General features: G+C 61.0%; 22 protein-coding genes, 1 tRNA gene and 2 pseudogenes. 2 read left to right on the forward strand and 23 right to left on the reverse strand.

What is annotated here, in order from left to right; translation table 11 throughout:
- Nucleotides 1-112 precede the first annotated feature (112 nt).
- Both ACODSN_RS09935 and ACODSN_RS09940 read right to left on the reverse strand, forming a co-directional pair.
- Nucleotides 113-565, reverse strand: a pseudogene (locus ACODSN_RS09935) (septal ring lytic transglycosylase RlpA family protein); the annotation flags it as partial.
- Nucleotides 522-1,559, reverse strand: a complete 1,038-nt coding sequence (locus ACODSN_RS09940; RefSeq protein ID WP_489055027.1) for a lytic murein transglycosylase — start codon at nt 1,557-1,559, stop codon at nt 522-524. The pseudogene ACODSN_RS09935 and the gene ACODSN_RS09940, both read right to left, overlap by 44 nt.
- 597 nt (nt 1,560-2,156) lie before the next feature.
- Here ACODSN_RS09940 and ACODSN_RS09945 point away from each other — a divergent pair.
- Nucleotides 2,157-2,246: transfer RNA gene (locus ACODSN_RS09945), tRNA-Ser, on the forward strand.
- Between the two features lie 275 nt (nt 2,247-2,521).
- Nucleotides 2,522-2,923, forward strand: a pseudogene (locus ACODSN_RS09950) (tyrosine-type recombinase/integrase); the annotation flags it as partial.
- A 14-nt stretch (nt 2,924-2,937) separates the two neighbouring features.
- On the opposite strand, the gene ACODSN_RS09955 reads toward ACODSN_RS09950, so the two are convergent.
- The 21 genes from ACODSN_RS09955 to ACODSN_RS10055 form a co-directional block, all read right to left on the reverse strand.
- Nucleotides 2,938-3,843: an HK97 family phage prohead protease gene (locus ACODSN_RS09955; protein WP_489055029.1), complete on the reverse strand. Its 906-nt coding sequence runs from the start codon at nt 3,841-3,843 to the stop codon at nt 2,938-2,940.
- Nucleotides 3,844-3,858: 15 nt separating this feature from the next.
- Nucleotides 3,859-5,319 carry a phage portal protein gene (locus ACODSN_RS09960; protein ID WP_489055030.1) on the reverse strand — a complete coding sequence of 487 codons (1,461 nt, stop codon included), beginning with the start codon at nt 5,317-5,319 and terminating at the stop codon, nt 3,859-3,861.
- Nucleotides 5,320-5,351: 32 nt separating this feature from the next.
- Complete coding sequence (locus ACODSN_RS09965; RefSeq protein WP_489055031.1) at nt 5,352-5,546, reverse strand: phage head-tail joining protein; 195 nt, start codon at nt 5,544-5,546, stop codon at nt 5,352-5,354.
- Nucleotides 5,546-5,785 (reverse strand): hypothetical protein, encoded by a 240-nt coding sequence (locus ACODSN_RS09970; protein WP_489055033.1) that lies wholly within the window; start codon nt 5,783-5,785, stop codon nt 5,546-5,548. Before ACODSN_RS09970 ends, ACODSN_RS09965 begins: the two co-directional genes overlap by 1 nt.
- 9 nt (nt 5,786-5,794) lie before the next feature.
- Nucleotides 5,795-7,870 (reverse strand): phage terminase large subunit family protein, encoded by a 2,076-nt coding sequence (locus ACODSN_RS09975; protein WP_489055034.1) that lies wholly within the window; start codon nt 7,868-7,870, stop codon nt 5,795-5,797.
- Nucleotides 7,830-8,435: a hypothetical protein gene (locus ACODSN_RS09980; protein WP_489055036.1), complete on the reverse strand. Its 606-nt coding sequence runs from the start codon at nt 8,433-8,435 to the stop codon at nt 7,830-7,832. The genes ACODSN_RS09975 and ACODSN_RS09980 overlap by 41 nt, the downstream gene beginning before the upstream one ends.
- Nucleotides 8,436-8,587: 152 nt before the next feature.
- On the reverse strand, nt 8,588-8,974 hold the full coding sequence (locus ACODSN_RS09985; protein WP_489055037.1) for a hypothetical protein: 387 nt from the start codon (nt 8,972-8,974) through the stop codon (nt 8,588-8,590).
- The gene (locus tag ACODSN_RS09990) at nt 8,975-9,286 is read right to left on the reverse strand and encodes a hypothetical protein (protein ID WP_489055038.1); all 312 of its coding nucleotides are present in this window, start codon (nt 9,284-9,286) and stop codon (nt 8,975-8,977) included.
- Complete coding sequence (locus ACODSN_RS09995; protein WP_489055040.1) at nt 9,283-9,504, reverse strand: DUF3164 family protein; 222 nt, start codon at nt 9,502-9,504, stop codon at nt 9,283-9,285. Before ACODSN_RS09995 ends, ACODSN_RS09990 begins: the two co-directional genes overlap by 4 nt.
- Nucleotides 9,501-9,671 carry a hypothetical protein gene (locus ACODSN_RS10000; RefSeq protein WP_489055041.1) on the reverse strand — a complete coding sequence of 57 codons (171 nt, stop codon included), beginning with the start codon at nt 9,669-9,671 and terminating at the stop codon, nt 9,501-9,503. Before ACODSN_RS10000 ends, ACODSN_RS09995 begins: the two co-directional genes overlap by 4 nt.
- Nucleotides 9,668-9,874: a hypothetical protein gene (locus tag ACODSN_RS10005; RefSeq protein ID WP_489055042.1), complete on the reverse strand. Its 207-nt coding sequence runs from the start codon at nt 9,872-9,874 to the stop codon at nt 9,668-9,670. Before ACODSN_RS10005 ends, ACODSN_RS10000 begins: the two co-directional genes overlap by 4 nt.
- Nucleotides 9,875-9,886: 12 nt before the next feature.
- Nucleotides 9,887-10,186 (reverse strand): hypothetical protein, encoded by a 300-nt coding sequence (locus tag ACODSN_RS10010; protein WP_489055043.1) that lies wholly within the window; start codon nt 10,184-10,186, stop codon nt 9,887-9,889.
- 159 nt (nt 10,187-10,345) lie between these two features.
- Nucleotides 10,346-10,984: a hypothetical protein gene (locus ACODSN_RS10015; protein WP_489055044.1), complete on the reverse strand. Its 639-nt coding sequence runs from the start codon at nt 10,982-10,984 to the stop codon at nt 10,346-10,348.
- Nucleotides 10,911-11,402, reverse strand: a complete 492-nt coding sequence (locus ACODSN_RS10020; RefSeq protein WP_489055046.1) for a LexA family protein — start codon at nt 11,400-11,402, stop codon at nt 10,911-10,913. The genes ACODSN_RS10015 and ACODSN_RS10020 overlap by 74 nt, the downstream gene beginning before the upstream one ends.
- A 99-nt stretch (nt 11,403-11,501) precedes the next feature.
- Entirely contained in the window at nt 11,502-13,052 is a 1,551-nt protein-coding gene (locus tag ACODSN_RS10025) for a hypothetical protein (protein WP_489055048.1), read from the reverse strand.
- Nucleotides 13,053-13,623: 571 nt separating this feature from the next.
- Nucleotides 13,624-14,673 (reverse strand): hypothetical protein, encoded by a 1,050-nt coding sequence (locus tag ACODSN_RS10030; RefSeq protein WP_489055049.1) that lies wholly within the window; start codon nt 14,671-14,673, stop codon nt 13,624-13,626.
- Between the two features lie 152 nt (nt 14,674-14,825).
- On the reverse strand, nt 14,826-15,041 hold the full coding sequence (locus ACODSN_RS10035; protein WP_489055050.1) for a hypothetical protein: 216 nt from the start codon (nt 15,039-15,041) through the stop codon (nt 14,826-14,828).
- Nucleotides 15,042-15,129: 88 nt separating this feature from the next.
- Nucleotides 15,130-15,465 carry a hypothetical protein gene (locus tag ACODSN_RS10040; RefSeq protein WP_489055052.1) on the reverse strand — a complete coding sequence of 112 codons (336 nt, stop codon included), beginning with the start codon at nt 15,463-15,465 and terminating at the stop codon, nt 15,130-15,132.
- Nucleotides 15,466-15,562: 97 nt separating this feature from the next.
- Nucleotides 15,563-16,201, reverse strand: a complete 639-nt coding sequence (locus tag ACODSN_RS10045) for a hypothetical protein (protein WP_489055054.1) — start codon at nt 16,199-16,201, stop codon at nt 15,563-15,565.
- Entirely contained in the window at nt 16,198-16,506 is a 309-nt protein-coding gene (locus tag ACODSN_RS10050; RefSeq protein WP_489055055.1) for a hypothetical protein, read from the reverse strand. Before ACODSN_RS10050 ends, ACODSN_RS10045 begins: the two co-directional genes overlap by 4 nt.
- On the reverse strand, nt 16,499-17,359 hold the full coding sequence (locus ACODSN_RS10055; protein ID WP_489055057.1) for a hypothetical protein: 861 nt from the start codon (nt 17,357-17,359) through the stop codon (nt 16,499-16,501). Before ACODSN_RS10055 ends, ACODSN_RS10050 begins: the two co-directional genes overlap by 8 nt.
- Nucleotides 17,360-17,395 lie beyond the last annotated feature (36 nt).

Below are 17,395 nucleotides of genomic sequence, written 5' to 3' on the forward strand. Positions count from 1 at the left end.
CGGCGGCGCGGCCATGAGCGCGCAGGACGGCGCGTTCCTGCTCGGGCGGATTGACCCGGCGGATGCGTACCGGCGCGAATGCGTCACCAGCCATGCCCAGTTGCTCCGCTGCGCCCGGCGACAGGGCGATGATCCCCTCGCCCGTCATGGGTCCGCGATCATTGATCCGCACGAGGATGGTCCTGCCGGTATCGAGCGACGTCACCTCGACATAGCTGGGCAACGGCAATGTCCGGTGCGCGGCGGTGATCCCGTCCGCGATGAAACGCTCGCCATTGGCTGTCGTCTCATCTGCGGTATCGGGGGTATAGATGCGCGCATGGCCGACATCGTCATAACCGGCGGTATCCTCCGGCGTATAGGTCTTGTTCCCGACCTGATAGGGCGCGCCGATCTGCACCGGCTCGTCAGCCACCATCGCGCCGCCCTGCCCGGCTGCGGCGTGCGGAGGCGGCCCTTTTGCCTGCACGACGCCCGGCAGGGCGAGGAACAGGGACAGGCCGAACAGAGGCCGCATGATTTTATTGCTTGATCGCATCAGCCAGCAACCCCACCGACAACGCATAGAAATTGGAGCAATTATAGTCGAGAATCGCCCGATAATTGCCCGTCAACAGATAGGCGGTCTTGCCCGGCCCATCCGGCTCCAGCAAGGTCGCCATAATCATATCGCCGGGCCAGGCACCCCTTGCCGGATACAGGCCCAGCTTGCGCCACTCCGCCATGGTCAGCCAGCGGCTATGACGGTTGAACACGCGCGGGCAGCGGGCGGGGTCCGTGCGAGCCGACACCCGCGCCCGGTCGAAACCGGCCGGCACCGACACCGCGACGCCCCATGGCTCGCCGCGCCGCCACCCGGCATTGACGAAATAATTGGCGATCGACGCCAGCGCATCGGCCTCGCTGGTCCAGATGTCCGCTCGCCCATCGCCGTCTCCGTCTCGGGCAACGCGCAGATATACTGATGGCAGGAACTGGGGATAGCCGGTCGCCCCCGCCCAACTGCCCACGAGCCGACTGCGTGGCACGCCATCGTCCAGCATCTTGAGCGTCGCCAGAAGTTCCGGTTCGAACAGCGCGCGGCGGCGACCTTCATGCGCCAGCGTCGCGAGCGAACGGATAAGGTCGAAATCCCCGGTATAGGAACCGTAATTGGTCTCATGGCCGTAAATCGCGACCATGATCTCCTCCGGCACGCCGGTCTGCGCCTCGATCCGCTGGAGCCGGGTCCGGTTGGCGAGATAGGCGGTGCGGCCGCGCGCGATGCGGGCGGCGTCGACATGCTGCCTGCGATAAGGTTCGAAATTGGGGATCGGCGAATAAGCCCCCCCGCCCGGCTGGGTCTGATCGAGCTGCACGACACGCGGGTTGAGCGTGAGCGTCGGAAAAACCGCATCCAGCGTCGCATCCCGAATGCCCATGGCGCGCGCTTTGGAACGTAGGGACTCCAGATAAGAGCGAAAATCGCCACCTTCCTGCGCCATGACGCTGTGGGTCGCCAGTCCGCCGGCCGATAGGGCGGCCATGCCCAGCAACAGAAACAGGATCGGCGAACGCATCAAGAATCTCCCTGCCGCCCGTTCTCGCACAGGCGTAAGGGAAGGTGAATTGCCTTATTCATTTCGAACGACGAAGCGAGGACCGGGGGAAGCCGGGCGCCGCCGAGTTCCGGCGGACCATTGCCGTCGTTAACAGATAATTTCAATCGGTTGAAATTATCCGACAACAAAGGTTAATGCACATTAGGCATAGCATGGAGCCGTTGCCTATATTGAAACAATGTGACCGAAAGTTCATAGTTTTAGCCGAAATAGGGGATGACAAATTTTCCGGTTGACCCTAGGGAACGCTGGTCCAGAGCGCCCGACAGCCCTCCGGATGCGTCCCTCGTCATCCCTTGTGACGGGGGACGCACTCCCGAACCGCTCGCACCGTTCCCCTTCGCGTGATTTTATGCTTGGCTTGCTGGGCGGCTTCGCTAGTTAGCGCCTGGCGGAAGGGTAGCGGAATGCCGATTGCCGCGGTCTTGAAAGCTACCGGAGCTTGTGGCCTGTGCGCGGAAATAGGAGTATGGTTACAAGGGGTTAGTGCAGGTCAGGTTTGCCGGGCAGTTTCGCCCATAAGCCTGTCGTAAGCTGCCAGCCCCGAAACGGCGTGGAAGAGTGTCCGAGTGGTTTAAGGAACCGGTCTTGAAAACCGGCGACGGGGCAACCCGTCCGTGGGTTCGAATCCCACCTCTTCCGCCAATCTGCTGTAGCATCACGATGCAAGTCGTTGCATTTCGACCGAAAACCGTGCCAATGCGAGGATATTAGTGTCGCATTCTGTAGCATGGTGGTGCCAGCAAGCGCGATCAATTTGGGGGCACGCTCGGGACACCGGGCGCGAAACGCGGGGTCATCGTCAAATGTTGAGCGATCTCGCCTGCAGGAAACAGGAAAGCGGTCGCGCGAGGCGAAGTTTACCGTCTTGCGGATACTTTGGGCCTTTATCTCTATGTTTCCAAGACCGGCCATCGCTCATGGCGTTTGGGATATTGGATCGCCAAGGTGAAAAGCGCCTTGTGTTGGGCAGCTATCCCGTCATGACGTTGCAGGAGGCGCGGGATGCGCGCGACGAGGCGCGCAGGTTGATCGCGAAGGGAATCGACCCTTCCATAGCGAAGAAGCAACGGGCGGCTGCGCAATTGGTCGATTCAGCGGCCACCTTACGGTCGATGGCCGAAGCTTGGCTCGAAGAGCAGCGCCCCCGGTGGAGCGGCAAACACGCGCACGGAGTGAGGGCGAGCTTGGAGAAGGATATTTTCCCGCATTTGGGATCGGTGCCGCTGAGCCAGATTACAAAGGCAATGGTGCTCCAGCGCCTGAAGGCGATCGAAGCGTGCGGAGCGGTCGAAACTGCAAAGAGGCTGCGGCAGCGGATCGAAGAGATCTACGCTTATGCCGATGGGATTGGCCACGAGGTGAAGAGCCCGGCCGCAGTGACCAAATCGCTTCGCCCGTTAATCAAGGGCAAACGTGCGGGAGCAGCGGCGGGCGCGGCGGGTTCGGAGCGGGTCGCCGGAGCGGGTTCGGTTGCAGTCGTGGCGGCAGGCGCGGGCGCAGCCGCGCCACCGGTCAGGTTGCGTCGCATATCGTCTTCCTCTTGATTTCCGTGCGAAGGGTCCTGCGGTGCGGATCGAACCACGGCGTTCGGATCTGCGGGAACGGGGACGAAACTGGCTTCCAGCAATTCCCAGGCGACGGCGCGCCAGGTCTCGTGGTCGGTGTCGTCGGTGGCGGTGATCTGCCATTTGATGACGCGATAGCCGATGGAGATCGCGCGGATCTCCCCGGCGGCGACGCGCGCCTCGATGTCGCGACCCGCTGGCGTATCGGAAAAGTGTAGAACGCCGATCAGCTGACCGTCTTCGATCCGAACGGAAAGAACGCGGCCGATGACGCCATCGAGCTGATACTGATTGTGCGTGTCGAGCAACGGGCAGACGCCACCGGCGACGCGCGCGCTGTCGATCGCCTCGTCGCTGATCTCCAGCTCTTCGGTGAACCAGTAGCGGCGAACGGCGGTGCCCGCCGACAGGATCGCCTCGACCGTGCGCGCCGCGGCGTCATAGCTGCCCGGCGACACCGACAGGCTGCGCACCCCGCGCCCGCCGACCATGGGCTGGCGGCGCTCCTCCGGGTCGCCGCCCTCCGGTGCAGGGCTGCGGGTCAGCAGCGCGCGCATCGCCCGATCGCGGCCGACGTCGAGAATGTCGATTCGACCAACGGGGCGTCCGTCTAGGGTGACGTTGGGCGCGCAGGTCCGCGCGGACACCGGCGGCGCCTTCGGTTTGTCGGTCATGATATCTCCAGAAGATCAGGCCGCCTGCGCGGCGTCGTCCTGCTTGCTGTCCTTGGCGTCGCTCTCGGGTTTCGCCTGGTTCAGCACTTTGCGCGGATCGCCATCGAACATCGCGCCTTTCAGCACCTTGTCTGCGGCGTCCAGATCGGCCGCGACGCGGTCGAGATGCTCGACATAATCCCAACCGCGCTCTTCTACGAGCTCGCTCAGCGCCACCTTGCCCATGCGCAGATTGGCGAGGTCGGCCTTGGCATCCTTGTCTGGATCGACCGAAATAAAGCCGGGCGGCGTGTGCCGCCAGCTACCGATCGCCGCCGGCAGCAGCCCCGCCGCCATTGCCGCCTCGGTGAAGCGTGCGGCCACCGGATTGCTGACCTTATGAACGAAGGCCCATTGCCGCCGCTCGGTCCGCCGCTTGAAGCCGTGCCCGCCGGCGCGAAAACTGGAATAGTTGATCCGGCTGAAATCGCCCGTCGCCTGCTCGAACATGACGCCCGCCGCCGCTGCGCTTTCGCGCAGATATTGCGTGGCCATCGCATCGACGCCTGAATCACCGGGAGGCGAGTTGAAGGTGATATCCTCGCCGGGCCGCAGACGCTGCAGCAGCCCCGGCTCCATCTTCTGCGTCGGTGCGCCGTCCTTCGTCTTACCCTCGTGCTGGGCCGTCACGTTGATATTCTCGTCCTGGCTGGTGATGAAACCCACCATGCAGGCGGCGATGCGCTTGCGCACCAGCTCGGCCTCGAAATAGCCGCGCAGATTTTGCAGCGTCATGATCGCCGGGGCCAGTACCGGCATGCCGCGATCTTGACCGGGGCGCAGCTTGTCGAACAGATAGGCCAGCTCGTTCGCCGGCACCCGCTCGCTCGTCATCGAAAAGGCGCGCCAGGTCGCGACGTCGCCGGGATGGGCGGGCAGCAGCCAGAAGGCCGCGCGACGGCCTTCACTGTCATATTCGATCCCGCGATCGATCCAGCCGCCCCCCGGCGTCGTGCCGGTCTTCATCGTGTCGATGAAATCGGGTTCCAGCAGCTGTAATTTCAGCGGCGCGCGCTTGGTCGACCCGTCGAAACGCTGGCGCCGGAACCGGATGATCGCGGACCCGCTTTCCCGCTGGCCCTTCTCGGCCGACCAGAGCAGGCCATTAAGATCCTGATCCTCGTCCCAGTCGCACGTCTCGATGAACGCGGTCCACAGATCTTTCGCCTTTTGCAGGTTCCGGCCTTTCAGGCCCTGCGGCGCGGAGACGATCCCGGTGCCCACCACATGATCCGCGATCGTCTCGACGATCTGCAAGGCATAGCCATTATTGCGCACCAGATCGCGCGATCGATTGCGGACGATCTCCTCGGCAGACGCGATTTCGCCGTTGGCGCTCGTGCCGGTCGCCTGCCAGCTCGACGTGCGATGGTCGCGCTTCGCCCCGTCATAGGCGCGCACGATCTCCAGCGCATGGCGCGCCTGAAACCGGCGCAAGCCAGCTGATCGCGCTGTCCAGCCAGGTCATGTCAAAACTTCGCCAGGAACCCGCGCGCGCCGCCCGAACTGGCGGCGCCGACCTCGTCCGACATCATGCGCAGCGTCTCGCGCATTTCAGCAAGCGTGCGATACAGCACCTCCCGCCCGTCGGCATAGCGCACGCGCATCGCCCCGGTGGCGATCGCGGTCTTGAGCTGATCGATGTCGGACTGGGAAAATGGCATCAGCGAGCGCCTGCATCTCTAAGCTTCTGTTCAAGCGCTGCGAAATAGGCATCATGCGTGATCGCAGGGTCATGTTGATAGGCATAGATCGCGCCCGACGAGTAACCGCCGCTTACGCCCGCCGTCAGCTGATCCATGTCGATTTCCAGCGCCATTTGACGAAGCGCATTAACGAGGTCTCGCTTGGTGTCGGCGCCGATCTGAAGGATCAGCTCATGACTACGACGTGGGTCGGTCATTTATTCCTCCTAAAGCCAGCTACCCTCGCCGCCACCAATCCAGCCGCCGCCCTTTTCGCCCCAGCTCTCGTGCTCGGGTTCGGCAATGACGGGTTCAGGATTCCACCGCACCGCGACTTCCGCGACGCGATCGTTCAGGCGAAGGCCAAAATGAATAAGGCCCTGCAGGGCCGCATAGGCGTAAACCCGGCAATCCAGCGCCTCGTTGGCCTTGCCCTTGGGGCAATCCCACACGGTGAACCGCTTCCCCGCCATGATCTTTAGCGTCAGCCGCTCGGACAGCATCTGTTCGTACCAGGCGAGTTCGCGCCGGGCATGGAAATGGCAAAAGCCCGGCCCCGGCTCCAGCAGCGCCAGGCGCGATCGGATCGTATCCTTCGCCGCATTGGTGCCGATCTGCACCGGCTTGAACTTCGACCTCTCGCGTGCCTTTGGCTTGACCGATGGCCACACCGGCGCGCGCGTGCCGTTCCGTTCGGACGCGCCCTTGATCGCCCACACCTTGCGGCCGAGCCGCGCCTGGGCGAAGCGATAGACCTCGTTGGTCCGGTGACCGCCCGAATCGATGCATGCCGCTTCGACCGCGAACTCGCGGCCATCCACCCGCCGGAACAAGCGAAGCAGCTGCGTATCCAGCTGCGCCATCATCTCGTCGGTCGACGTATCGCCGGGAATGATCACATAGCCGAGCGTCCAGCTTTCCTCATTCCCGCCCCAGCCGACAAATTCGATCTCGAACCGGTCGTCCTGCGTATCGACGCCGGCGGTGATGATGCCGACGCCGTCCGGCACCTCGCCGGGCCAGTGCTCGGCACGCGCCGCCAGCACGTCTGCCTTCAGGTCCTTGCCGTTCGCCCGCTTGTGCGGTCTGCCGCGCTGCGTGTTGTCGAACACAACACGCAGGTCCGGATCATCTTTCGCCGCAAGCCACTTGGCTGCCTGCTTGGACGGCGCATCCTTCGGCCAGGGCGAAAACAGCTTGCCGGCCGTGAAGCTGGCGTGCTCATTGTCGACCACCCATTTGCCGCAATCGTTGCAACGTGCGCGATAAACGCCGTGCCGATGACTGTCCCACCAGTCCCACACGATGGCCACCGGATCCGCCGGTCGCTGTTCCGCCGGCGCCTTCCACGCCTCCTCATAGGCGGCCATTGGGTCCTGATGCTTGCCGCAACACAGGAACGGCCGCGTCTGATGCCAGCGCGTGGTCGCCAGCGCCTTCAGTCGCTGGCCTTCGCTCCACCCGGTCCCGCACGCTTCGCAGTAGATCTGCGCGGTCTTCGGGAAATGGATGCCACTGTCGGCGTCCTTGTCCCATTCGACATGGCGGAAAAATTCGAGGAAATTGCGGTGCTGGCAGTGCGGGCATTCGACCGACGCCTGCCGTTGGTCGCCATCGAGATAGGAGGTCTCGATGCGGCTTTCGCCCTCGATCGTCGGCGAACAGGCGCGCACCGACAGGTAATTGGCGAAGGTGGCCTGGCGCTCGTCGCCCAGGCCGATCGGATCGCCCTCCCGCGTGATGACATATTTGTCGGTTTCGTCGTACAGCGTCACCGCGACAGGCCGGCGCGCCAGATTGTCCGGCGACCCCGCGCCCACCATCGCGAGGAAGCCGCCCGGAAATGCCTTGTAGGTCAACGTCTCGTCGGCCGACCGGCTTTTCTTCGATCCGATCAGCTTCCGCAGGGCGGGCGTCGACCGGATCAACGGCGTGATCCGCTCTTTACTGAACGCCTCGACCGCCTCGTCTTTGGGCTGCACCAGCAGCATCGGGCACGGATCCAGATGCGCCTTGAAGCCGACGATATTCTCGATGAACGCAGTCTTCATCAGCTGCGTGCACACCATCAGCGTGATGATATGAACGCCGGGTTCCGTCACCGCGAGCATTGGCCCGCGCGATGCCTCGACCGTCGATGTCCGCCACTTGCCGGACGTGCTGCCCGCCTCCTTGGCGAGATACCGGCAATGATCGGCCCAGTCCGGTACGCTGATGCGCGGCGGCGGCGTCAGTCCCCGGCGCCAGGCGCGATGTAGCCGCTCATCCTTCGGTGCCTGCCCAGTCCGCGTCGGGCTCTCCAAGATCGTTGAGGAGCTGCGTGACATGAGTATTGAGCGCCTCCACGACCGGGTCGGCAGCGATGCCGAGCTCGGCCGCGATCAGCGGCCCCACGCGCGTGGGCCAATTCATCCAGGCGTCACGGATCTGGCGCGCCTGCTCGAACAGCACGGCCTCGGCCACCTCCAGATCGACAACGTCGCCGGCGTCCTTGCGCATCTGCAAGAGATGTTTGCCGGCAAGAGCGTTCTCTTTGACCATTTCAGCCGCGCCGGTGATCGCGAACCTTCCGCCCAGAACGGCGGCGACGAAATCCTCATCACCAAGCCCGGAGAGCGCCATCGCAGCGGATATGGTCTCTATCGGCTGAGTTGCGGACTTTCCCGGCTTGTCCGCACCTTTGTCCGCAGCCGGAGTGGCCTTGCGATTGGCGCGACGCCATCCGGTTCCGACCAGCGCGACATCCAACTTTCTGTCGGCGGAAACCGACAGTTTTCCTTCCTTTATCGCCCTGCGAACGAGCGCATCATCGCACCCATCAAGGCGCGCAAATTCCCGAATGCTGACGAATTTGGCATCTGCGGACATTTCAGGTGCGGACACCTTTCACACTTCGTAGCTGCCGCTGTTATACGCCTCGTCCCCCCGTACTCGCAGGGCCTGGGGAGGACCCAGACGGGGGGGGGTGCCGGGGTCGACCCGGTCGATCCCTCGCCCGAGGTCGATGCCTGAGGCGTTAGCTATCGGCGACGCGAGCTGAAGCCCGACGAGCGGTAGACGCTCGATCCGAACGACGTCCGCGAGGGCGAGTAGCGCGTCACGGTCGTGACCGTGCGTGATCGCACATAGCTTCGGCTGGCCTGATAGCTGGGGATCGGCCGGCGATAGCCGCGATAGCCAGGATCGGGTACGATCACGGCTTGACGCTGGCCGCTGCCGTTAATGGCACTGGAGAGCATATAACCCGCCATGCCATAGGTCAGATAGTCGGTCATGCTACCGCCAGCATCCGCCACCTTGATGCATTCGACTGGGTTGGCTGCCTTGGCGCACCGATCTGCTGCGTTCTCACAGGCCGCCAGCGGGATCGCCAGCAGGCATGCGGTCAAGGCAAGGATATGCTTCATCTAGGCTTCCTTCACGGTCATCGCTTCGACCTCGACGAGCAGCTGCTCGCCCCTGTCCTCAGCGCGAATCACGTCCAGCTGCACCAGCAGATGGCCGGGCACGGTCACCGCCTCGTCATCCAGCGCGGCTACCCATGGCGTACATGCCAGGCCACCCACCAGCAGCGTCATGCAGTGACGGCCGCCATAGAAACACGCCGTGTCGAACTGCCTATCACACACCTCGATCCAGTCGATGGTGCAATCGGCAGCTTCGGCCAGCTGCTCGAGCCGCCGCCGCAAGCGCCTGCCAGCGGCATCGTGATTGCTCATCCCGCCGACACGTCAATCGTGATCGACTGCCACGGCGCCTGCCCGTTGGCCCGCTGATATAGGCGGATATACCGCTTCGACCCGATGACCCGGAAACTGTCGCGGATCCAGTAGACCGACCCGTCGATCTCGCGCCGGCCGGTCAGAAGCGGCGCAACGCCGTCGTCCCGTCCCATAACCGGGGCGCTGGCTGTGCCGACAGACTGAACGTCGCTCACGGGATTTGGCCCAATGGAGTGCGGCCAACTGCGTCAATGACGCGATCGGCTGCTTCGCGGGTAAACCGAGCGGCATCCAATAGCGCCTGCAATGCACCGATGGTAATCCGGACCTCGCGCGCCGGATCGCTCATATCGAGCTGCGCGACAGAAACGTCGACGATCACGACACCGCCCTCGCCCGCATGTCGACGATACGCGGCCAGCGATGGCCGACCGGCTGATCATGCGGATCGAGGATCAAGCCACCGCGCGCCACCAGCTGCGGGCGCTCGCGCCCCTCGGCGTCCTTGACGATGCGATAGGGCGTCCGCGCGAAACCGCGGGCCTTGAGGCTGCGGATCTCGAGGCGGCGGGTCAGACTGCTCATGGGATGGGCCTTTCAGTACCAGGCGCTGCACGTGTCGCCGTCGCGCTGTTCGCTCAGCGCCGGCGCAGCTGGCGATCGCGCGCCGCGGAATGGCTGGATCATCGCGGCGCAGATCATCTGCATCCGCTCTTCGAACCGGTCGAAGTCGGCCGTGCCGAAACGGGTAGCCAGCCGCAGGTCGCCGATCAGCCGGTCGAGATCGTCGCGCGGGTTCTCGAGGGCGTCGGCAAGGCCCGCAGGCGTGGCGCGCCGTTCTGAACGGGGCGCGTGACTTGCGACTGGCGGAGGGGCTGAGCGATGGTTATGGGCCATGGCTCTGCTCCTCAAACGGCGGGGGAATAAGGAAGCCCGCCACTCGGGGGAGGGCGGGCTCGGGGATCGAAGTGCGGCGGGGACGCAATTCTGGCGGGGTCGGATTTGGCACTTCCGTGACCATTTGGGCAGGCTCGTTTTTGTAACGGCCGTTGATTTCTACAAAATCCCCGCATGCGCCGCCGCCAGGTCGGCCGCGCTCACCTCGTCGCGCACTCGGCGATGGATCGCCGCCCAGGACGCCAATGCCTCGGTCAGCAGGCGTTTCGCCCGACGCACATGCATGCCGTGCGCCGCGGCCGCGCTGGCGACGCCGATATCGCGCACGACGATGTCGAGTAATACGCCGGCTTCGGCGCCCTTGAGCTGAGCCCGCCAGCGGGAATAGGTCATCTCCCGCCACACAGCGCCGAGCGCCTCGAAAAAGGCGTCACCATGCCGGCTCTTGTCGACACGTCCTTCCAGATTAGCGGTGCGCACCGTTACGTCGGCGGCGATCCGCTCGGCCATCGCCGCGATCTCTTCCGCCCAGGCGAGCTCATCGTCGTTCAGATAGCCCGACGCATGCAGTCGCGCGATCGCGCCCGTGCGGCGCGTCGAGACCGCCTCGTGTGTTTCGGGTGTGCCGGCGTTCTTGTGCGACCAGTTGTCGAGCAGGACGGCGCGACCCTTGCGAAAACTGCGCTCCTGCGCCGCGCGCGCCGGGTGGCGCTTTGCCCAGGCCTCATGCTGCGGCGAATTCGTCGCCGTCGTCGGCGCGCCGCCCCTTGCTGCCCGTGCCTTCTTCGCTTTCGCCATTCGTCGCGTCCCCCTGCCGGCGCGCACCATGCGCGCGCGCGCATGGGTCGGGGAGGCTCGCATTTGTAACGGTCGAGTCGGTGACGATCAGCCTGTCCCCCGCGTCGATATCGAGCAGCGGCATCGGCGAATTGAAAACGTAGCCCATTTTCTCGAGCTTTCGCAGCGTTTCGGCATGATCGCTGATCGGCCGCACCCCGCGCGCCTTTCCGGGCTGGCGGTGCACGCGCTGTTCGCGCTCCAGCTTGCGGATCGCATCTTGTACGCGTGACCGATTGGTGCCGACAGCCGCCGCGATCTCGCTCAGCGACGGCCCGACCCCGTGCGTGGTGAAGTAGGCGCGGATGAACAGCAGGACCTGGTTCTTCCTGCTCGCCATTTCCGGCGACAGGCGGGGTATGTCGTCCATCATGCCCATGGGCCCTCCCGATGTGGAGAACATAAGGGGAAGGTACTGAAATGCTAGGTGCTTATCAACGCCTTCCCCAATCGAGCTTATCGATTCTTTGGATTAGTCTTATTTTAACCGCCAACAGCCCGCGCCTGCATCAAAATATGCTATGACAACGGAATTTAACGATGCGGTTAGGAAATTGCAGATATTTCCCCCAGAGACAAATGACACCGCCCCTCCCGTAGGAACGAGAGTTAATTCGCGCGCACCCCATCCTCCAGACATTGTCTGAATGGATGTTGTTCCTGTGAGCAGTATGCGAGGAAAGAGAGGCAGGCTAATAGACGACCCTGTTGCTATGGTAGCATTCAGGTTATCGATACCAATATTGGAAGCAAGTATGAATGTACTGGCGGCGGCACCTACCCCTGGCGCAAACGTGACGCTCGTGTTCGTATCATTGAAATCATTGCCCGTTACCATGCCGACGACGCCGCTCGCTTGCGTAATCTCGACGCCTTTGGCTAGAGTACCTGTAATCAAATGATCACAAGCGCCTATCGAATTGTTCCGAATGGCAGAACTTTGCGCAGTACCCCGCACACGTATCCCGGTCGCCGTGTTGTTTCCCAAGCTACAAACAGTACTGGAGTCGAGTGTGAATTTTTCGCCCGCACTGACGTCGAATCCTATCTGATTGGTGTTCATGTATGTTCTATGACCCACAAAATGTAGGCCACGAATGATGCCTGGCTGTGTGCTGCGGATGACCACACTCGGACCGTTAACTGAGTTGCTCGCCCAACTGTTCACAAAATTTGTACCTGACACGGCTGCGCTGCTGTGCATCGTGTCAATGAGAAGGTCATTTGTCAGCGAGGTATCGCCTAAGAGTGTACCAGTGAAGTAGCCGAAATCGAACCTCTGTCCCTGACCCGGGATAATCTTGGTTCCAGTGCCGCATCCGAAGATGCTATTGCCAGAAACTAGCGCTCCTCCTGCATCCTTGAACACCATTCCATCCGCATTCGCACCGCAATTGATGACATTGCCTGAGATAATCGGGTCGACAGTATGCCCGTTCGTCGATGTTGCGCCCACTAGGATGCCGGCCGCACCAGAAAATGGCACAGGTTTGATGATATTATTTAAAATCATTGTATTTGATCCGGTGACTATACCGCTCGCAGCGCTTGTCCAGATTCCGATGAAAGTCCCATTGATCTGATTGTTCGTGATCATCACACCATCTATCGGACCGTCGACTTTAATCGCTGAGCCACTGGTTGTCGTCGTACTAAACAATGAGTCAACACAGATACTATCCACTCTTGACCCTGATCCGTTCAACGTTAACAAATCAAAGTTTCCTTTGTCTATTCTAAATCCTTTTGCACAAGACCCTGTATTCTGACCCAATCCTCCGCCGCTGCCGACTATTGCGATTCGACCAGCGCTGACAAGCGGTGCCGAAATTCGATACAATCCATTGCCTAGGTTAAGAACGCCATTTTGCGTCGCGGTGATGGCTGCTTGAACGCAAACCGTATCATCTATTATGCCGTCGCCAACACAACCTGGTAGAATAGTGTTCGAAGTGCTGGCCATGCCGCTCTGAGCAAACGCCAGAACCGCGCTCGCGGCGTTGAGCCGCGCTGTGAGCTGAGGCGGCATGGCTCCAGCCTGCATCGCATTGCTGCCAGGGTCCGGCTCGGCAAATGCGGGTGGAGCGGCAAGAGCAAGAAATGGGAAAAGCAGTTTAGTTAGTCGCATGACCTGATCTCCGTAAGAAAATATTGATGCGACCTGTTCTTTAAACCTAGCTTATATTGAACCGGTAGTTTTGCACGTAAATATTATCCAGTTTAAAAGATATAAGGAAACCCACTATTAACCAGCTATTCACGCTCCCAGCGTGAAGCGGAATTGGGCCGCCATTGCTTGACAGGGGTAGTGTCGATCGGCGGACACGAATTCTCCATGCACAGCGATATCACGCGATCGAGCGCCTCCTGCTCCGTACCCTTCAGGCTCGTCGTGTAACCGCCTGCCGGCTTCCCGTCTTTCCACATCTGCATCGATGCATGCCAGTGCGCGCCATCGCGCCACGTTTTCCAGCAGAACCGGATGTCAGTCCTCCTGGCATATGCCTGCATAAGAGCGTCATCAGCCATGAGAACACTTAGGGAACAAAAAGAAGTGGCGTCAAGGGCACCAAGCCTTCACCGGATCGCAGCTCATGCATTCATGTGGCGAAACATTTGTTTGCAACCAGTCGGCAACTGAAGGCATCAGGAGCGCAGACGCTGTGACTGAGAAGTTCTGCCGGAGACGCCTCCGGGATCAATTCATAGACGAAGCATGTCTCTTTAGCCGGTAACGCCGCCTCAAGCCCGGGGAACCGATACCGAGCGAAAAGAAGGATAATGATACGACAATTACGATTGGCCCAGTCTCGATAGGCTCGCCCAGGAATATATTCGTTTACACAGCCATTTCCACTCATCGCCGGGAACAGTATCACTCTACCCTTGTTCTCGATGTCCGAGTCGGCCATAAGTTCCGCAAGTTTATGGTCGAGTACTTCGGCAACCTCCTCATCACTACCATTATCTGCCAACCAAGTCCCGGTCATGACGCAATGCGTGGCCGGGAGATTGCCCAACGTTTTGTAAGTGAAGCTAATACGGACCTCACGTATCGTATGCGCCCGGCCACCAACAAAATCGATCACGTTCCCTATCTGTAGATCATGAAGCGAAACCCACGGGCGGTTAGCATCTTGAGAGTGCTGTGCGGCCAGTTGATTTGCATCGTGCGCAATTTTTAGCGCTTCATTCCCGTGTTTATCCGAAGCTAAAGCCCTACGCGTCGCCGCAGCTCTTTCTTTGTGCGCCAGCCTCAGCGTGCGATCAGTCTGGCTCAGCGAACGCAGTAAACCAACGAGTCCAGCAATACTGATAAGAGCCGCTACCCCGCTTATCCACAACGCGTGAAACGACCAGCGCGCACCGTCTCTCGCTGCCAGTGCTGCATACCACTGAGCACATAATTCGGAGTTAGAGTCATATGCTTGGGGGCGGCATGTGCGCTTCAGGACGTTCAATGATTCGTCCACCGGTGCGACTGTAGCTGCAACTGCCGAAGACTTTCCGCCAACATCGCGAGCACGATCTGCAGAACGGTTGGGAGATTGCGGACTAGATGGCGCCGCAGCCACCAGGGTCAAACTTCCAACGAGGATTATGCTGATCGCCCGGATAGGCGAAGCGGCATGGGTCTTCAGGTTCTTCATGCCGTATCGACCGACCGACTTCCTCATTGGATCGTCTGCTCCCGCACCGCAGAGCCTGATCTTTCGTCAGCCACCAGCACCTCCCCTTTCTAACAGCCCGTCGCAAATAAAGGCTACGTCCGGAGCAACGGCAACGGCAGCGATTGGGGAGATCATCCGTGCGGCATGTAGCGCACGATAAGGCCGGTAATGATCGTAAACAGAAGCAGCAGGAACGATGCGAGCGCCCCCAAGGTCGTGAACATCCAAGGCTTTGAGGGAAGATGACGCATGTTTTCTTTAATCGTCGCGATATCTTCGCGCACGGTCGCCACCCGGTCGTCCAGTCTGTCGACGCTTTTTTCCAGTCGGGCGATGCGGTCCTCCATGCCTCCCGGTTTGTCCCCTCCGTCATCGGAATGCAAGTCCGCACGATCGGGCCGACGGGCGCGATCCGACGGAAAGTGGATGACTCCATCAACCATTGGACAGGGTGACCGGCAGCTTTTCAGCTGCGAACTGACGAAGATAGCCGCACTGTTCGCACCGCGTTACAGCCGCCCACATACTTCCGTAGAAACCTAACGGCGTTGCCCATTTTCCAACAGCGGTCAGAAATGGATATAGCGACTGTGCCCCGCCACACACAGGGCATAGGTCTTCAGGGTCTCTCGCAAGGCTATTGATGTGGTCCAAGATAGCTTTTTGCTGGTCGAAGTTTAAGTCGACGACGCCCATCTCTTCCTCAGCCTCGCTAAGCGCGAATGGCGCGGTAGCCTCATGCACCTTCGCCCCATCGGATGAATCGTTCATTTGCCCTCCATCTTGAAATAATCGCTGCAGTCGTGCCAATACTCGCTCTCCCTGTAGAGCAGGTCGAAACATGCCGCCTCGGTCCACTGGCCTTCGCTCATTTGACCACCGGCCTCACTTGAACGCCGGTCGATCCCGCGCCAGCTGCCAGCTTCGCCTTGGCATCCGCCTTTCGGATAGCCGCGCGCCGCGCCCGTCGGATGTTCAGCCAAGCCCCTCCTACCGGCAACGCTACGGCAAGTACGAAGCAGCCCAGCCTGACGTAATCAGCGCCTTCGAAGGCGATTCGGAAGCCGATTTTCGCATGGATCAGGATGCCCATGACCAACGCCGTAGAGATACAGGCCGGCGCCAAGACATATCCGAACACATTGGCCATCAGTTTCCCGACGCCCAGTGACTGAAGCGACTGCTTGCGCGTCATTGCCGCGTCCCAGGGATGCGGCCAGTCTCTGGTCCTCCGATATGTCAGTTGCTCGAAGACCAGCCCCATTCGCTTCGCTTCGCCGCCCAAGTGCACCCAGCCGAGCAGCGCGATGCAAAAGCCGGCCAGGGGCACCAGCAGCGCCGGCCAGCCAAGGTCCAGCATCTTGGGCTTCAGGAACGGCGACAGGATCGTCAGCCCGACCAGTCCGCCCCAGATATGAAAAGTCAGCCAGAAAACCCGGTGGCGATACTCCCACTCCCTGTAGAGCAGGTCGAAACGTTCTGCTTCGGTCAACTGGCCTTCGCTCATTTGATCGTCGGATCCACCCCGGGCGGGCAGACGAGTGTACCAGCAAGGCGTCCGCCCAGCTCAAATCCGTTCGCAAGTTCGCAGCCGGTGGCGATCGTGACGGCGCGGCGGCGTCTTTCGAAATCGGCCGGACTGGGCACGCCGATGAAACGCATGCTGGCGACGTAGGCACCGTCCCTTTTCAGCACGACGAGATATGACGTGCCGTCGACATCCACCTTTGCTTTCTGCGTCCGAGCTTCCGCTGGCTGCGCAAGGACGAGGAGGGTGGCAAGGCCGAGCAAAAGGCGGCGGCGGTCAATCATCGGTCGAACCTGAAGCGGCAGGTTCCGTGCCATCCGCAAAATCGTCAGGCTTCACCGTACTCGTCAATGCACCGTCAGCCGCTGCTGCATTGCGTGTTATCGCCTTCTTTCCCCATTTCAGCCCACCAATATCAAACGTGAAGTTGGGCGCGCCGGACTGATAGATGTCTAGCGCTACAACCAGCCGTTTGGAATTCTGTACCCGTTCAATGAAGTCGTATGCACCGTTTACAAAGGCGGTGTCGCTTGAGTTGTCGGACGCACCCATCATGCCAATGGTGCGCGCCGGACCGCCATCAAAACGAACGGTCCCCGTACAGCCGTCGTAACTATTGCATAGAAGCTGGCCCGAGCTCAGTACGAAATACACGTTAGTACCCATTCGCGGATGCTTGCGAATGATAAGATCCAGCGTCGTGGCGCCCTCGTAAGGGAAACTCTGACTGATGCTGTTCGTGCTAGTGGCCCGGGCAACCTTGACTTCGCCGTCGGTCATTTCGTCCTTCAATGTGGAATAGGTCCACCCCGCACCGGGGTGTTCGGCGTGGGTAGCTAAATTCATCGCCTCATTCATGGCTTGATCGGCGGCACGTGATGCATTTTCGACTGCGTTAGCACTATCCGTAGATCGTTGATTTGATTGCGATCCGATCTTTGGACTGTTCAACGCAATCAGAATAATAATGATGGCGACTAATGCCAAAGTTCCGATCACAATGCCCGTCAAAAACTTCTTGTCGCTGCCAGCGAGTGCTGTCGAGTCTCCGATTTCGATTTCGGGCGATGCAGATGCTTCGGCCTTCAGTCGATTTCCGCATTTTGAGCAAAAACAATCTTCGGATTCGGCGATCATGCCGCATTTAGTGCAGTGAATTGTCCCCCCGGACAT

It is taken from the genome of Sphingobium sp. FG11 (assembly GCF_057809915.1).

Coding starts and splice junctions, on each gene's coding strand:
- ACODSN_RS10015 (WP_489055044.1), bottom strand. CDS start 10,984: ATGGCGAAAGCGAAGAAGGCACGGGCAGCAAGGGGCGGCGCGCCGACG.
- ACODSN_RS10040 (WP_489055052.1), bottom strand. CDS start 15,465: ATGAACGATTCATCCGATGGGGCGAAGGTGCATGAGGCTACCGCGCCA.
- ACODSN_RS10030 (WP_489055049.1), bottom strand. CDS start 14,673: ATGAAGAACCTGAAGACCCATGCCGCTTCGCCTATCCGGGCGATCAGC.
- ACODSN_RS10055 (WP_489055057.1), bottom strand. CDS start 17,359: ATGATCGCCGAATCCGAAGATTGTTTTTGCTCAAAATGCGGAAATCGA.
- ACODSN_RS09955 (WP_489055029.1), bottom strand. CDS start 3,843: ATGACCGACAAACCGAAGGCGCCGCCGGTGTCCGCGCGGACCTGCGCG.
- ACODSN_RS09940 (WP_489055027.1), bottom strand. CDS start 1,559: ATGCGTTCGCCGATCCTGTTTCTGTTGCTGGGCATGGCCGCCCTATCG.
- ACODSN_RS09965 (WP_489055031.1), bottom strand. CDS start 5,546: ATGCCATTTTCCCAGTCCGACATCGATCAGCTCAAGACCGCGATCGCC.
- ACODSN_RS10005 (WP_489055042.1), bottom strand. CDS start 9,874: ATGAGCAGTCTGACCCGCCGCCTCGAGATCCGCAGCCTCAAGGCCCGC.
- ACODSN_RS10010 (WP_489055043.1), bottom strand. CDS start 10,186: ATGGCCCATAACCATCGCTCAGCCCCTCCGCCAGTCGCAAGTCACGCG.
- ACODSN_RS10020 (WP_489055046.1), bottom strand. CDS start 11,402: ATGGGCATGATGGACGACATACCCCGCCTGTCGCCGGAAATGGCGAGC.
- ACODSN_RS10045 (WP_489055054.1), bottom strand. CDS start 16,201: ATGAGCGAAGGCCAGTTGACCGAAGCAGAACGTTTCGACCTGCTCTAC.
- ACODSN_RS09980 (WP_489055036.1), bottom strand. CDS start 8,435: ATGTCCGCAGATGCCAAATTCGTCAGCATTCGGGAATTTGCGCGCCTT.
- ACODSN_RS09990 (WP_489055038.1), bottom strand. CDS start 9,286: ATGAGCAATCACGATGCCGCTGGCAGGCGCTTGCGGCGGCGGCTCGAG.
- ACODSN_RS10050 (WP_489055055.1), bottom strand. CDS start 16,506: ATGATTGACCGCCGCCGCCTTTTGCTCGGCCTTGCCACCCTCCTCGTC.
- ACODSN_RS10025 (WP_489055048.1), bottom strand. CDS start 13,052: ATGCCGCCTCAGCTCACAGCGCGGCTCAACGCCGCGAGCGCGGTTCTG.
- ACODSN_RS09985 (WP_489055037.1), bottom strand. CDS start 8,974: ATGAAGCATATCCTTGCCTTGACCGCATGCCTGCTGGCGATCCCGCTG.
- ACODSN_RS09970 (WP_489055033.1), bottom strand. CDS start 5,785: ATGACCGACCCACGTCGTAGTCATGAGCTGATCCTTCAGATCGGCGCC.
- ACODSN_RS10035 (WP_489055050.1), bottom strand. CDS start 15,041: ATGGAGGACCGCATCGCCCGACTGGAAAAAAGCGTCGACAGACTGGAC.